At 33.8% G+C, this 13,342-nt stretch carries 15 protein-coding genes; 12 read left to right on the forward strand and 3 right to left on the reverse strand.

Annotated elements, in window-relative coordinates:
* Nucleotides 1–8: 8 nt before the first annotated feature.
* Nucleotides 9–578 carry a YdhK family protein gene (locus CRO45_RS12315; RefSeq protein ID WP_097149953.1) on the reverse strand — a complete coding sequence of 190 codons (570 nt, stop codon included), beginning with the start codon at nucleotides 576–578 and terminating at the stop codon, nucleotides 9–11.
* 168 nt (nucleotides 579–746) lie between these two features.
* On the opposite strand from CRO45_RS12315, the gene CRO45_RS12320 reads away from it, so the two are divergent.
* The 4 genes from CRO45_RS12320 to CRO45_RS12335 all read left to right on the forward strand — a co-directional run bounded on the left by CRO45_RS12320 (nucleotide 747) and on the right by CRO45_RS12335 (nucleotide 3,484).
* The gene (locus CRO45_RS12320) at nucleotides 747–1,310 is read left to right on the forward strand and encodes a hypothetical protein (protein ID WP_097149954.1); all 564 of its coding nucleotides are present in this window, start codon (nucleotides 747–749) and stop codon (nucleotides 1,308–1,310) included.
* Nucleotides 1,311–1,406: 96 nt separating this feature from the next.
* Nucleotides 1,407–1,772 (forward strand): SH3 domain-containing protein, encoded by a 366-nt coding sequence (locus tag CRO45_RS12325; protein ID WP_097149955.1) that lies wholly within the window; start codon nucleotides 1,407–1,409, stop codon nucleotides 1,770–1,772.
* 144 nt (nucleotides 1,773–1,916) lie between these two features.
* Nucleotides 1,917–2,798, forward strand: coding sequence for a pyridoxal 5'-phosphate synthase lyase subunit PdxS (gene pdxS, locus CRO45_RS12330; protein ID WP_170949486.1), 882 nt, complete (start codon nucleotides 1,917–1,919; stop codon nucleotides 2,796–2,798).
* 38 nt (nucleotides 2,799–2,836) lie between these two features.
* Nucleotides 2,837–3,484, forward strand: a complete 648-nt coding sequence (locus tag CRO45_RS12335; protein ID WP_170949487.1) for a DarT1-associated NADAR antitoxin family protein — start codon at nucleotides 2,837–2,839, stop codon at nucleotides 3,482–3,484.
* 88 nt (nucleotides 3,485–3,572) lie between these two features.
* Here CRO45_RS12335 and CRO45_RS12340 read toward each other — a convergent pair whose 3' ends face one another.
* Nucleotides 3,573–3,758, reverse strand: coding sequence for a hypothetical protein (locus CRO45_RS12340; RefSeq protein WP_097149956.1), 186 nt, complete (start codon nucleotides 3,756–3,758; stop codon nucleotides 3,573–3,575).
* 362 nt (nucleotides 3,759–4,120) lie between these two features.
* On the opposite strand from CRO45_RS12340, the gene CRO45_RS12345 reads away from it, so the two are divergent.
* The 5 genes from CRO45_RS12345 (at nucleotide 4,121) to CRO45_RS12365 (ending at nucleotide 9,647) form a co-directional block, all read left to right on the forward strand.
* Nucleotides 4,121–5,374: an Nramp family divalent metal transporter gene (locus CRO45_RS12345; protein WP_097149957.1), complete on the forward strand. Its 1,254-nt coding sequence runs from the start codon at nucleotides 4,121–4,123 to the stop codon at nucleotides 5,372–5,374.
* Nucleotides 5,375–5,388: 14 nt separating this feature from the next.
* Complete coding sequence (locus CRO45_RS12350; RefSeq protein ID WP_097149958.1) at nucleotides 5,389–6,408, forward strand: NAD-dependent epimerase/dehydratase family protein; 1,020 nt, start codon at nucleotides 5,389–5,391, stop codon at nucleotides 6,406–6,408.
* Nucleotides 6,409–7,461 (forward strand): dihydrodipicolinate synthase family protein, encoded by a 1,053-nt coding sequence (locus CRO45_RS12355; RefSeq protein WP_212613429.1) that lies wholly within the window; start codon nucleotides 6,409–6,411, stop codon nucleotides 7,459–7,461.
* A gap of 66 nt (nucleotides 7,462–7,527) precedes the next feature.
* A complete protein-coding gene (locus tag CRO45_RS12360; protein WP_097149959.1) occupies nucleotides 7,528–8,793 on the forward strand; it encodes a hypothetical protein in 1,266 nt (421 codons plus the stop codon).
* Nucleotides 8,790–9,647, forward strand: coding sequence for a Gfo/Idh/MocA family oxidoreductase (locus tag CRO45_RS12365; RefSeq protein ID WP_097149960.1), 858 nt, complete (start codon nucleotides 8,790–8,792; stop codon nucleotides 9,645–9,647). Before CRO45_RS12360 ends, CRO45_RS12365 begins: the two co-directional genes overlap by 4 nt.
* 81 nt (nucleotides 9,648–9,728) lie before the next feature.
* Here the strand turns inward: CRO45_RS12365 and CRO45_RS12370 are convergent, their stop codons facing one another.
* Nucleotides 9,729–10,826 carry a DUF4236 domain-containing protein gene (locus CRO45_RS12370; protein ID WP_097149961.1) on the reverse strand — a complete coding sequence of 366 codons (1,098 nt, stop codon included), beginning with the start codon at nucleotides 10,824–10,826 and terminating at the stop codon, nucleotides 9,729–9,731.
* Between CRO45_RS12370 and CRO45_RS12375 the strand changes: the two genes are divergently transcribed.
* The 3 genes from CRO45_RS12375 to CRO45_RS12385 all read left to right on the forward strand — a co-directional run bounded on the left by CRO45_RS12375 (nucleotide 10,798) and on the right by CRO45_RS12385 (nucleotide 13,187).
* On the forward strand, nucleotides 10,798–11,208 hold the full coding sequence (locus CRO45_RS12375) for a LysE family transporter (protein ID WP_235864588.1): 411 nt from the start codon (nucleotides 10,798–10,800) through the stop codon (nucleotides 11,206–11,208). The two genes, CRO45_RS12370 and CRO45_RS12375, sit on opposite strands and share 29 nt — an antisense overlap.
* 340 nt (nucleotides 11,209–11,548) lie before the next feature.
* Complete coding sequence (locus CRO45_RS12380; protein ID WP_097149962.1) at nucleotides 11,549–12,730, forward strand: NupC/NupG family nucleoside CNT transporter; 1,182 nt, start codon at nucleotides 11,549–11,551, stop codon at nucleotides 12,728–12,730.
* Between the two features lie 181 nt (nucleotides 12,731–12,911).
* On the forward strand, nucleotides 12,912–13,187 hold the full coding sequence (locus CRO45_RS12385; RefSeq protein WP_097149963.1) for a hypothetical protein: 276 nt from the start codon (nucleotides 12,912–12,914) through the stop codon (nucleotides 13,185–13,187).
* The last annotated feature ends 155 nt before the right edge of the window (nucleotides 13,188–13,342 follow it).

Consider the following 13,342-nt stretch of genomic DNA (forward strand, 5'->3'; position numbering starts at 1 on the left):
TGTGGTTACTATTCTGGTGAAAGTTCACTTTCAATAACCCACTTATGATTTTTCACCATTGGTCCTCCAGTAGTAGGGAAGTAATCAATCATATAAACTGTTGTATGCTCAGCTAAATCAATCGTTCCTTTTGCCCCTTTCATACCTTCTTTGTGGTTTGCTTCTATAGTAACTTCTGTTCCAGGCTCCGGGGTTTTAGTACCAGCATTTTTAATTTCCTCTTGAATCACCCATTTATGATTTTTTACTATAGGCCCTCCCGTAGTCGGAGTGTAAGTAACAGCATATGCCGTCGTATCATAAGCACCAACGACTGTTCCTTTCGCACCGTACATTCCCTTCATATGGTCAGCTTGAACGATTATTTGACTACCAACTTTATAAGTTGGATTTTTTACTACTTTTAAACCTTCAGGGACTTGTGCAGAACCAGAAGGAATATCGCTCAATTTAATAGTGTTATAGCCCGTATTTATTGTTTCATCGGAACTATTCTGGCTTTCACTGTTTGTCCAAGCAGATAACATCAACACTAAAATTATCATAAAAATCACTGATACAAATTTATTATTCTCCATAATGACCTCCTATAATTAGTTTAAATATTAGCCAATCTATATTGTTTCCCTAGCTATCTAAATTATTAATATGGAATGAATATTGATTCTTGATTTATACGCATACCATCTCGGGGTATATAGTATATTTTATAGAGAATTAAAAACCTACAAAAAAAGGAGAGTTGGATGGGGTATTACCAACTATTTATTTTAGGATCACTTCTCGTAATAACAATTACTGTATTTATACAATCGAGAATAGCTAAACGAAAAATCTCTTCCATGGAAGGGATGATGATTTCGATGTATTTTAGTATGAATTTAAGTTTAACGGTTGGGGTTCTTTTGGGAGTTACTTATCAAGGGGATTTATATCTTTCAACGATGTTGTCAATATTCATAGGCATCTTTGTAGGATTATTGTGTGGAAGTAATTTTGGGATATTGTCGGTGTTAGATGGTGTGATGGCGGGAATCATGGGTGGTATGATGGGAGCCATGTTAGGTGAGATGATAAGACAAGATCAGGGTGTTACATTAGTTCGTATTTTTTTATTCCTTTCGATTTCGACGATATTTTTATTTAAAATTATTTCTAAAGAAACAAATAGTAAGTATTGGTTTGTAACGCCCCTCGTCCTTACGATTTTGATTTCATTTTATTTTATTGGAGGGGTTTCATATGCAGAAAAACATTTCCCTGTATCAAATGATTCACAACATCCCATGGGACAAACTTCTCTAAAGTAATATTGTTTACTAAAATACTAGAAGTATTATAGTTTCAGCATAGAATAAATAAAACAAAGCACAAGGTCCATACAAATTGAAACGTGAGGTGAGAATATGTGTGTCAATAACGATTTCATCGAAAATCAATCAAACCGTATTTATGAGGAAATAAGCAAAAGTACATTGTTGAAAGTAGCGAGAGTTGAATTTCAAGAGGGATATTGTTGGGAACCCCAATTCGAACCTATACAATTTAATAAAAATAATTTAATTACAAAAATAATTTTAAAAGATGATAAAAATAACTCTTTTACAATTAATCCAGATGAAATCGGTTTAAAATTTGCGAAGGGAGAAATCAGCTATAAAGAATATCTAAGAGTTCAAAAAGTAGACGACTTTAAATGGATAGGTTTTTCAATTCTCGGAGTTGGGATAATAATATCTATGATGTTTACATTCTATATTTATTTCTCTTGAATTAATAATTGATAGGAATGTGGGCGGGACAGCTATCTTCTAGTATCAACTGTAACTGACCTTAATATTTTTTGTAAAATTGGCACTTTTCAAGTGGTCAATTAATACTAAACTAAAATTATTATAGGAATGGAGGTTATTTACATGATACAAGTTGGAACAGATAGGGTAAAAAGTGGAATAGAAATACAAAAGGGTGGCGTTATTATGGACGTCATCAATGCTAAACAAGCAAAAATAGCAGAGGCAGCAGGTGCAGTGGCAGTAATGGCACTAGAACAGGTACCATCAGATATTCGTAAAGCTGGCGGTGTTGCTCGTATGGCTGATCCTCGAATTGTGGAAGAAGTAATAGGCGCAGTAACGATCCCAGTTATGGCAAAAGCACGCATCGGTCATATTGTTGAAGCGCGTGTACTAGAGGCAATGGGTGTTGACTATATTGATGAAAGTGAAGTTTTAACACCAGCTGATGAGGAATTCCATTTACTAAAGAGCGATTTTACCGTGCCATTTGTTTGTGGTTGCCGTGACTTAGGAGAAGCTGCGCGACGTATTGGAGAAGGAGCTTCTATGCTTCGTACAAAAGGTGAACCAGGTACAGGGAACATCGTCGAAGCAGTTCGTCATATTCGAAAAGTGAATGCTCAAGTACGTCGTGTCGTTGGGATGAGTACGGATGAATTAATGACAGAAGCAAAAAATTTAGGAGCCCCATTTGAATTATTACTGGAAATTAAACGGTTAGGTCGTTTACCAGTTGTGAATTTTGCTGCAGGAGGAGTTGCAACACCAGCAGATGCAGCGCTAATGATGGAATTAGGAGCTGATGGAGTTTTTGTTGGTTCTGGCATATTTAAATCAGAGAATCCTGAGAAATTTGCACGTGCCATTGTCGAAGCTACAACAAATTACAAAGACTATAAATTAATTGCTGAAATTTCTAAGGAACTTGGAACACCGATGAAGGGAATTGACATTGCTACATTAAATGTAAATGAACGTATGCAGGAGCGAGGATGGTAGTAACCCAAATGTAAATGGCGAAACAAGGAGGAAATGTCTTGGCGAAGAGACCAATTTTCATTTCAAGTCCCAAATCTTCAATGTTATTTAAAAGGGAATTAATCGAATTTGAATGGTTTTCAGGTTTTTCTTTGAAACAAAAGCAAAGATCCATCCACTCCTTACATGATCGTGCTAGAGAAAAGTTCCCGGAAATTAAACTTCTTGAAATATCAAGTAAGTCAACTGAACAATTTGGTATAGAACTTAGTGCATTTAATTTAATCATTAAAAAGAATAACATGAATTTTAGTGTAGAAACTGCATTCCAGGCAAGCAAGGTATTTGAACTTGCAGGTCCATTTTATGATTTATATGAAAAAAGCTCAAAGGAAGCAAAGAGGGATACGAGATTAAAAGAAAGTGGAAACCTTATAGCTTTCAGATATTTTGATAGGGAATTTCCTATAAACCCAAAAACATTCTTCTATAACTGGCTATACATTAATACTTTGTCTACTCATCCTGATTTAGGAGAAAAAATAGTAGACTATGATGGGTTTACTGATATAGAGTTTAATCCGCATAAATCTATTAATTGTCAGGCAGAGGCAGCTGCAATTTACGTATCACTAGTGAAGAACAATCTATTAAACGATGCGTTGTCATCTCCGGAAGATTTTAAAAGTGCTGTTTATAATTACTAATAGGTTATGAACTAAAAATTAATACACAGAGAATACAAAAAAAAGAAGGTTGGAAACACACGTTTCCAACCTTTTATAATGTTTTCCCTTAGCTGTTTAATGATTTAGTGCTTCTCTCAATTGCATCTTCCCAACTTGGGAAATAAAATAATGCATTTCTCATTAATTCTGGATTTGTTTTCTTTATTTGTTTTTTTCGAAGGGGCTGGCCTTCTTTTTTCACCAACTCAGCAATTTTACTAACAACCTCATCAACACTCATATTAACTTCCATTTAAATTCCTCCCTTTTAGGTATTCATTACTACTCTCTCCAAATTAATGATTGAAAATACCTCTATTAAGTAAGAAAATTCTGAATTTAATGAGTTGGATAAAGTTCAAAGGTCAGATTAACAATTAAATCATGGAAAACATTTCAATAAAAAAACTCCATGAATAAAATAGGTCTAAAAAATTTACTCAGAATACACATTTTGAGGAATTTTTTTATGGAAAAGTATTAGGAAACAATGCATTATTTAATCTTCCTTGAAAGTAACAATTGTGAATTAAGGACGAATTAAGGACGTGTCACTATTGGGAATTTTTTGATAAATTTGAATAAAGAATACTCAGGCAAAAGGGGGATGGCATTATGGTTACAAAAGAAAAAGAAGTTACAGTTTCAGATTCTAAACCAAGTAGCGGAAATGGATTTTCAAAATTTTTAAAGATTTTAGGTCCTGGTTTAATTACTTCAGCATTAGTTTTGGGGCCAGGTTCAATTACATTGAACTCTAAAATCGGTGCAATTTATGGAACGGAATTAGTCTGGTCAATTATTGTGGCAGTCATATTAATGGCATGTTACACAGAGATGGCCGCTAGAATCGGGATTGCAGGGAAAAGTACATTTATTAATCTTGTAAAGGAAAAATGGGGCCAATTTGCAGGAGTCTTTATCGGGATAGGTGCATTTTTAGTTTGTTCATCTTTCCAAGCAGGGAATGCTATTGGGACAGGTATTGCTATCGAAGCAGTGACTGGTGTTAATTCAAAAGTTTGGATCGTTGTCGCTACTTTATTAGGGGTTGCTCTATTATTCTTTAGTTCATTTTATAGAATACTAGAAAAGTTAATGTTGGCTTTAGTTATTGTTATGTTGTTCTCATTTTTAATTACTTTAATTATCGTTAAACCTTCTATTACTGATGTTTTTAGTGGTTTTGTTCCAAAATTCCCTGATGGAAGTATGGCACTAGTAATAGGTCTTATTGCAACTTCGTTCTCAATTGTTGGTGCAATATATCAATCTTATTTAGTTCGTGAAAAAGGAGTAGTCCAAGCAAATGCAAAAGCAAGTATGTTTGAATCCATATTTGGCATTTTCTTATTAGGTTTTATTTCATTTTTAATTATGATCACTGCTGCAACAGTTTTATATCCTGAAGGTATCATGGTTAATAACGCGATTGAAATGGCAGATATTCTAAAACCTTCATTTGGAAGCTTTGCTGTATTTGTCTTTGTTCTTGGTTTATTTGGTGCTTCTTATTCCTCATTAATAGGAAATGCCACAATTGGTGGTGGGTTATTAGCAGATGGTCTTGGTTTAGGACATCAATTATCATCTTTAAAAGTAAAAATTTCTATCATTGCTGTTATGCTTTTCGGATCTAGCATTGCATTAATCTTTGATGGTAACCCAGTGAACTTAATTACTTTTGCACAAGGTGTGACAATTTTCGTTGTACCATTTATCGCAATTGCAATTTTATTCATTGCCAATTCGAAAGAAATTATGGGTGATATGAAAAATAGAATCTTCAGCAATGCACTTGGAATCATTGGTCTATTACTACTAATCTATCTAGCAGTTAATAACTTTATAAATATATTCTTAAAATAAAAGGGGGATTTATTATGGTAACTACTGTTGAACAACTTGAAGAATTTATGTCAATCCCATCTAAAACGTTAATAGAAGATGTGAAAAAACTTGATGGTGATTTTATTATTCTTGGAATTGGTGGGAAAATGGGTCCTACTCTAGCATATTTATTAAAAAATGCTATTGATGAAGCAGGTACAAATCAAAGAGTAATAGGTGTATCTAGGTTTTCTAATGATGATTTGAAAATACAGCTCAATTCAAAAGGGATTGAAACGATTTCTTGTGACTTATTAAATGACTCTGAGCTCCGAGAGTTACCTGTTGTTAAAAACGTTATTTATATGGCAGGTAATAAATTTGGAACAGCTGGTAACGAACATTTCACTTGGGCTATGAATAGTTATCTACCTGGCCGCGTAGCAGAGCATTATAAAGGATCTAGAATGGTCATTTTCTCTACAGGGAATGTCTATCCTTTATCGGATGTAAAACTAGGCGGATGTGATGAATTGGTTTCGCCAGATCCAGTTGGAGAATACGGTCAGTCATGCTTAGGAAGAGAGCGAGTATTCACGTATTTTTCTCATAGAGATAAAACGCCAATGTCAATTTTTAGATTAAACTATGCAATCGACCTTAGGTATGGTGTTTTGTTGGAAGTTGCAAAATCTGTTTATAATGGCGAACCGGTGGATGTCACAATGGGTCATGTAAATGTTATTTGGCAAGGTAGTGCAAATGAGTACGCAATCAGGTCATTAATTCATGCATCGACACCACCAACTATTTTCAACGCTACCGGTCCAGAGATATTATCAGTAAAATGGGTGGCAAATGAATTTGCAAAGTATTTTGAAAAGGAAGCAATAATTATAGGGGAAGAAGCGGAAACAGCATTATTAAGTAACGCTACAAAAGCTCATCGAATCTTCGGGTACCCCTCTGTTTCGATTAGAGAATTAATCGAATTAATAGCAAACTGGATTCAAAACGATGGTGAGCTATTAAATAAACCAAGCCATTTCCAAGAGAGAAAGGGGCAGTTTTAAGTGCTTAGTAAAGTAGTTAAAGACAAACTAATGGACGGAGCATTTATTCCAGCCCATCCATTAGCACTATTTGAAGATAAAACGTTTGACGAGCTTTCACAACGACGTCTCACTCAATATTATATTGAGTCTGGGGTAGATGGATTAGCGGTCGGAGTTCATACAACACAATTTGAAATACATGATGATTTTTCTTTTTATCAAAAGGTTCTATCAACTGCTTTGGAAGAAATCCAAGCAAATGCATCTGCTGATTTCATTAAAGTTGCAGGTGTAAGTGGGGATGTAGAACAAGCTAAGAAAGAAGCACAATTTGTTAAAGATCTTGGATACGATCTTGTACTATTAAGTAATAATGGACTCTCCCATTTTTCAGAAGAAGAACTGTTGGAAAGAGCAAAGGAAGTTGCATCAATTATTCCAATCATCGGTTTTTATCTACAAACTAGCGTTGGTGGTCGCGTTTTTAGTACAGAGTATTGGAAACAATTTTGTGAAATTCCAAATGTATTTGCCATTAAAATTGCACCATTTGATCGTTATTTAACGATTGATGTTGCGAGGGCTGTAATGCATTCAAGTCGTCACGACGAAATAGCGCTATATACAGGGAATGACGATGCAATTGTACATGACCTATTCACGGTCTTTGAAGAGGAAGTAGCAGGTAAGCTTCGTAAGAAAAGAATTGTTGGTGGTCTACTTGGCCATTGGGCAGCATGGACTTCGAAAGCAGTTGAACTTTTCCGTGAAATTAAAGAAGAACGAGAAAAAGAAGCGCTTAACTCAAAATGGATGACAGTTGCTCAACAAATAACTCATGTAAATGCAGCATTTTTTGACTCTCGAAATCAATTTAAAGGTAGCATTGCTGGTATAAACGAGATATTACGACGTCAAGGGTTAATTCGTTCAAATATTTGTTTGAGTGATCGAGAGGTATTGAGTAAAGGGCAATTAGAGTTAATTGATGAAGTGTATGAATTATATCCACATTTAAATGACGATGAATTTGTAAAACAATTCTTAATAAATAACTCTACTAGAATTTAATAAATTAGTAATCGAATGGTTTATGATAGAATCATTCGATTATTTTTTATTTGGAAGGTGGTTTGAATGCTGAAGGTTGGCTTTATTGGTCCAAATTGGATAGAAAAAATGATGAAAAGTAGCTTCTCAATGTTTCCCAATATAGAGGTCATTTATCGATTGTCAGATGATATATATGATGCTATTCCATTTACAGAAGAAATAATGAATGAAGTAGACTGTATTCTATATTCTAGCCGTGCAACTTACTTATTAGTGAACAACAATTTAAATCAAGCAATAAAGTCATACTATTTGCCTTTAAAAGGATCAGGCTTTTATGAAGCATTATTCTACTTAGTGAAAGATTATCAAATTGAATACATTAGTATTGATGGACTAGCTAAAGAGTATATACAGAGTGTTCTGGATCAAATAAATGGAATTGAATATGACATAGTAGAACATTTAGGAATTTTAGACGAGTACGAAAAAATCGTGCAACGTCATTTTGAGGCTGTAAATGGTCGTTCTAATATAGGAATTATTACTTCCATAAAGAAGGTCAAGGATGCGCTTGATGAGAAAGGACTTCCTGTGGTTTGGTTAAAACCTACACAACAAGATATTATCGTTTGTATTGAACGTATCTTATTGTCTTCTTCACAAAGAAGGCAAAGAGAGAACCAGATGATTTACGGAAAATTTATTATAGAATATACAGAAAAAACTGTACAAACGTTAAATAAAAAAGCCCGTATTAAATATAAATTAGAAAGAGCACTATATCACTTCGTTGATGAAATGTATGGATACATTATTCCGGTTAGTGAAGCGGAATATCATTTTATTGCTTACCGTGGTGATTTCGAGCGAATTACAGAAGGATATAAAATATTAAATATTTTTAAAGAAATTAATCAATACCAAGAGTTGAGGATAAGTTTAGGTGTTGGATTTGGCATGTCTATACCCGTCTCAGTGTTTCATGCAGATTTGGCAGTGAGACAATGTAAACAACATTCATCAAATATTGCATTTATAGTCAATGAAGCAAGAAAAGTAATAGGTCCAATTATTATTAATATCCCTACCGTGTACCATCTAACAGATAACGAAAAAGAGTTTCAAAACAAGCAGATTGAAAAAATTAAGACTTATATACTTAAAAACAATCTAAGTTATTTTACTTCAGATGAAGTAGCGATCAATTTAAACGTTACAAAACGTACAGCCAATCGTATTATATCCAGTTGGATGGATTCGGATTTGATTGAAGTTTATGGGTTAGAAAAGGTAAATGGTAGAGGTAGGCCAAGACAATGCTATATATTTAAGGGGGCAATATCGTGAATATAGGTTTGATTGGTAATGATACATCACACGTTGAGATTTTCTCTAGTATGTTACATGATATTGAACATCCATATTATGTTAATGATGCAAAATTTGTTGGTTTTATAGAATGCTATTCAGAGGATTTGCCGATTAGTCGAAACCGAGCAGAAAAGTATAAACAAGTACTACATTCTTATTTAATACCTGAATATAAATCTATTCAGGAACTAAATGCTAGAGTCGACGCTTGGTGGATTATGACGGTTGATGGAAGAAATCATTTAGATTGGTTTGTAAAGATAGTTTCCTTCCAAAAGCCCATTTTCATAGACAAACCAATGACCATTGGTTTGGACAATTTCGACTTAATTGTAAAACAATCAGAAAAGTATCAAACACCTATTTTTTCCTCTTCTAGTTTACGTTTTAGTGAGATATTAAAGGAAATCGGTAATGATTTTGATTTTGTATATGCGTATGGTCCCTTACCATTACAAGAGAAAATGCCAGGCTACTATTGGTATGGAATTCATAGTTTAGAATGGTTGGATACATTATTTAATTGTGAACTAATTCATTTAAAAAGAAAGTGTTTTAAGCATTATGAAATCGTCGAGTTGCAATTTGAAGATGGTCGCCGTGCAATTTTTCGTGGGGAATATGACTGGACTGATCAATTCGGTGGAATTGTGCACTATCATGGAAAATCTCCGAAAATACTTGATTTCTCGAAAATGGAAAAATCCTATTATGTTTCATTATTAGATGAAGTTATACAATTTTACAAAAGTAAAAAGCCACCATTTTTAATCAACCAAACGAGAAGAATATTTACATGGATAGAAAAATTGGAGATACGAGATTGCTAGCCTCCAAATAAAATGAATCCAGTTCTGGTACCAACAGAGCTCAGAACTGGATTTTGTTATTATACTAGAGTAGAAAAAACCTCACTTGTTAATCTTTTCTACAGCATGAAACCCCTTCGTCTTCAAAAACCTCATATTATGCTCAAAGTTATTCATCGAATCCGAGCAATCGATATAATCCAAATTTAAAGAATTTAATATAGATCGTTCTATTTTTACAGAAACGATTAGTATTCTTTCTTCGTGCCCTGTTTCAGTGTTAAGGAATTCATCGTAAGCATGGATAATAACTGTTTCTAGTGGAAGTAAGGCGAATAAATCTCTGGCGATGCGAAGGATACAGCTACAAACGTAATCTTGTTGCAGTTCATAGTAGCGGGTTTTGCTCAATGGCTTTGTGGATAGTTTTCCTGTTTTCGTTAATTTCTTTTCTTCTTTTGGGATTAGTTTGTCTGAGTGAACATCAAATTCTACTTCCATGTATGAGGGGTCATCTGTAGAGAACTCAAAACCACTTCCGAATTCAGCTAAATCAGCTAGTGGGTCCATTTCTTCAAGCACACGGAAATATGTATTGATATCACCAGCGAGTACTTTCTTCGCTAATTCAACAAGCTCTTCCCATAATTCATAGGCTTTTTGATCTTCCACTTTTTCAATCTCAATTTGGTTTGCTAATTGAGTTCGAGCTTTCTCTTCTTTTTTAAATAACCGTTCAAAAAATCCTGGTTTGTAATTTTGATATTTTATCATTGCTTCTTTTTCTCTCGGACCGACCTCACCTAATTGAAAAGGGGGAGGACCAGACACAATACTTGACCAATTCACTTCATCGTCACATTCTTTATGAATTGACTTTACAAGTTCACATTGGTTTTCATATAACTCAACTTCAAATTTTGCACGTTCAAGTTCTTGCTCTTTTTGAATCGCTCTTTCTATACTCTTTAGACGTTGATTTGTTTGATAGGCTCTAGTTTTATAAGATTTCCCAGATGTTTTTGTCGTAACATACGAAAGGCCTGATCCTGGGATTCCGATACTCGTTGTCCGTCTACCACTACTATTAATGCTGTAACGCATTCCTTTTCCGCCAAAACTTATTCCTGTACTTTTTTTACCTACATTAATTCTAACCCCTGGTGCAACTTTGAAACTTTTACGAAACCTTAAACCCAATAATAACCCATCCTTTCTACTGTTATTATTTGAAATAATTCTTAGTAATATGTTCCGTTTAACAAACTGGAAAAGAAATAAACCTTTTACTGCTTATGCATCGACATTTTTCTTAACGATAACTAACCCAGTAACGATTTTATCTTTCATTGCAATTTTTTCAGGACTTGGATTATCAAATAATAATTCAAATAATCTTGGCCTAATATTAGTATTAGGAGTATTTTTAGGATCAGCATTATGGTGGCTATTGCTAAGTTACATAGCGGGAATTGTTGCGAACCGCTCAAATTTTTCTTTAAGATTTGTTAATCGTCATTCAGGACTAACATTATTATTATTCGGCTTATATGGTTTAATGATAATTGGGTTTGAAATATAGGGAAAAAGCTTAACTAAATCAAGGTTAAGCTTTTTTATGTTATGTAAGAGAATCTATTTCGAAAACAGCACACTTCTATCCATAAGAAAATTCCGGTTGAAAAATTCTAATGTTTTGAAGAATTTAAATCCTACCCACTATCTATACTAAGCGTAAAATTTTAAAATCAGGTTAAACTTCAAAATAGATATTCTTTTGAATAAACTGTTTATTTGTTTTCCGCTAATATTCGCAAAATATTCATTGCAATTGAAGTGAAAAGAGGTTACTATTTCGAACGGTAGTATAGTGGTAACTTCCATTGTAAGCGCGCACATATTAAATCATCAGGAGGTTACATATGCAATATGTTATTTCGATTTTAGGTATTTTTATCGTATTGTTTCTAGCTTGGATTGCTAGCACCAATCGAAAAAAGATAAAAATTAAACCAGTGATCACAATGATTATCATTCAAATTATATTAACTGTGATCTTGTTAAATACAGAATTTGGATTAATTATTACGAAAGGTATCGCTGCTGTATTTACTAAGCTGCTTGAATTTGCGAACGAAGGGATTGCTTTCGTATTTGGTGGCTTAGCAAATGAGGGAGAGTCACCATTCTTCTTAAATGTTTTGCTACCAATTGTATTCATTTCCGCATTAATTGGAATTCTACAACACTTACGAATTTTACCTTTCCTTATGAAATGGATCGGTTTTATTTTAAGTAAAGTAAACGGGATGGGAAAACTTGAATCATATAATGCTGTAGCATCGTTAATGGTTGGACAATCTGAAGTGTTCATTACCGTGAAAAAACAACTAGGAATATTATCCAAACAACGTTTATACACATTATGTGCTTCAGCGATGTCAACTGTATCAATGGCCATCGTCGGTGCTTACATGACAATGTTAGAACCAAAATATATTGTTACTGCTTTAGTGTTAAACTTATTTGGCGGTTTTATCATTGCTACATTGATTAATCCATATGATGTAGATCCAAAAGAAGATATATTGGAAGTTAAAGATCATGAAAAGCAATCCTTCTTCGAGATGCTCGGGGAATATATCATGGATGGTTTTAAAGTTGCCATTGCCGTTGGAGCCATGTTAATTGGTTACACTGCTTTAATTGCAGGGTTTAATTATTTGTTTGAGCTAGTGATCAATATTTCTTTCCAAGAACTTTTAGGTTATATCTTTGCTCCAGTTGCCTTCATTATGGGGATTCCACTATCTGAGGCTGTGAGTGCTGGTTCTTTAATGGCCACTAAATTAGTGACAAACGAATTTGTTGCGATGTTAGATTTATCTGGAGGGAATTATGAATTTAGCGAACGTACAATGGGTATTCTTTCTGTATTCTTAGTATCCTTTGCCAACTTCGCATCAATTGGTATTATTGCCGGAGCTGTTAAGGGGCTCAATGAAAAGCAAGGAAATACAGTCGCGCGTTTTGGTTTGAAACTTTTATACGGTGCCACACTTGTCAGCGTTCTTTCATCAATCATTGTTAGTTTAGTTATTTAAAATTAAATGTGAAGACCACTAAAATCGTCAAAAAAAGGGTGTCAAACTTATTGGCACTCTTTTTTGTATGTTTTATTTTAATGTCAGATAATTACAAAAGATGAAGTTTAATGGTATTATAGTAAAAACATCATATGAATTAACTCTCATGAATTTTACAAAATTGAAATGAGGGATTGTGATGAAACACAAAGGGTTGGGATTTGTATTAGGGATATCGTTATTGGTTGGTGCTGGAACTGTAGGAGAGGCATCTGCAAAAAAGTCAGTGAGTAAGGATGTAGCTAATTCTATAAAAACGGTACATGAAAGGGAATTACTCAGCAGAACGATAGTGTCGTTTGAGATATGGAATAATCGTAAAACGGCCAACAAAAGAAAAACAGTGTATGAAAATGAATTGTCAGATCGAACAGTGATTGCGGATGAAAATGAAGCCGAAGAAGTAACGGAATAACCGTTGCTTTTTTTTGTGGGTAAATTAAAGATACAATATAGTTTCTAAATAGATTATAATCATTATTTGAGAATAATTAAAATAAATAACAAAAAAGGGAATGAAATGATGAAGTTAACAATATCTAAAAAAATGTGGCTTGGTTTTTCTTCTTT

Origin of the sequence: Ureibacillus acetophenoni (assembly GCF_900220965.1) — a bacterium.
Classification (GTDB): Bacteria; Bacillota; Bacilli; order Bacillales_A; family Planococcaceae; genus Ureibacillus; species Ureibacillus acetophenoni.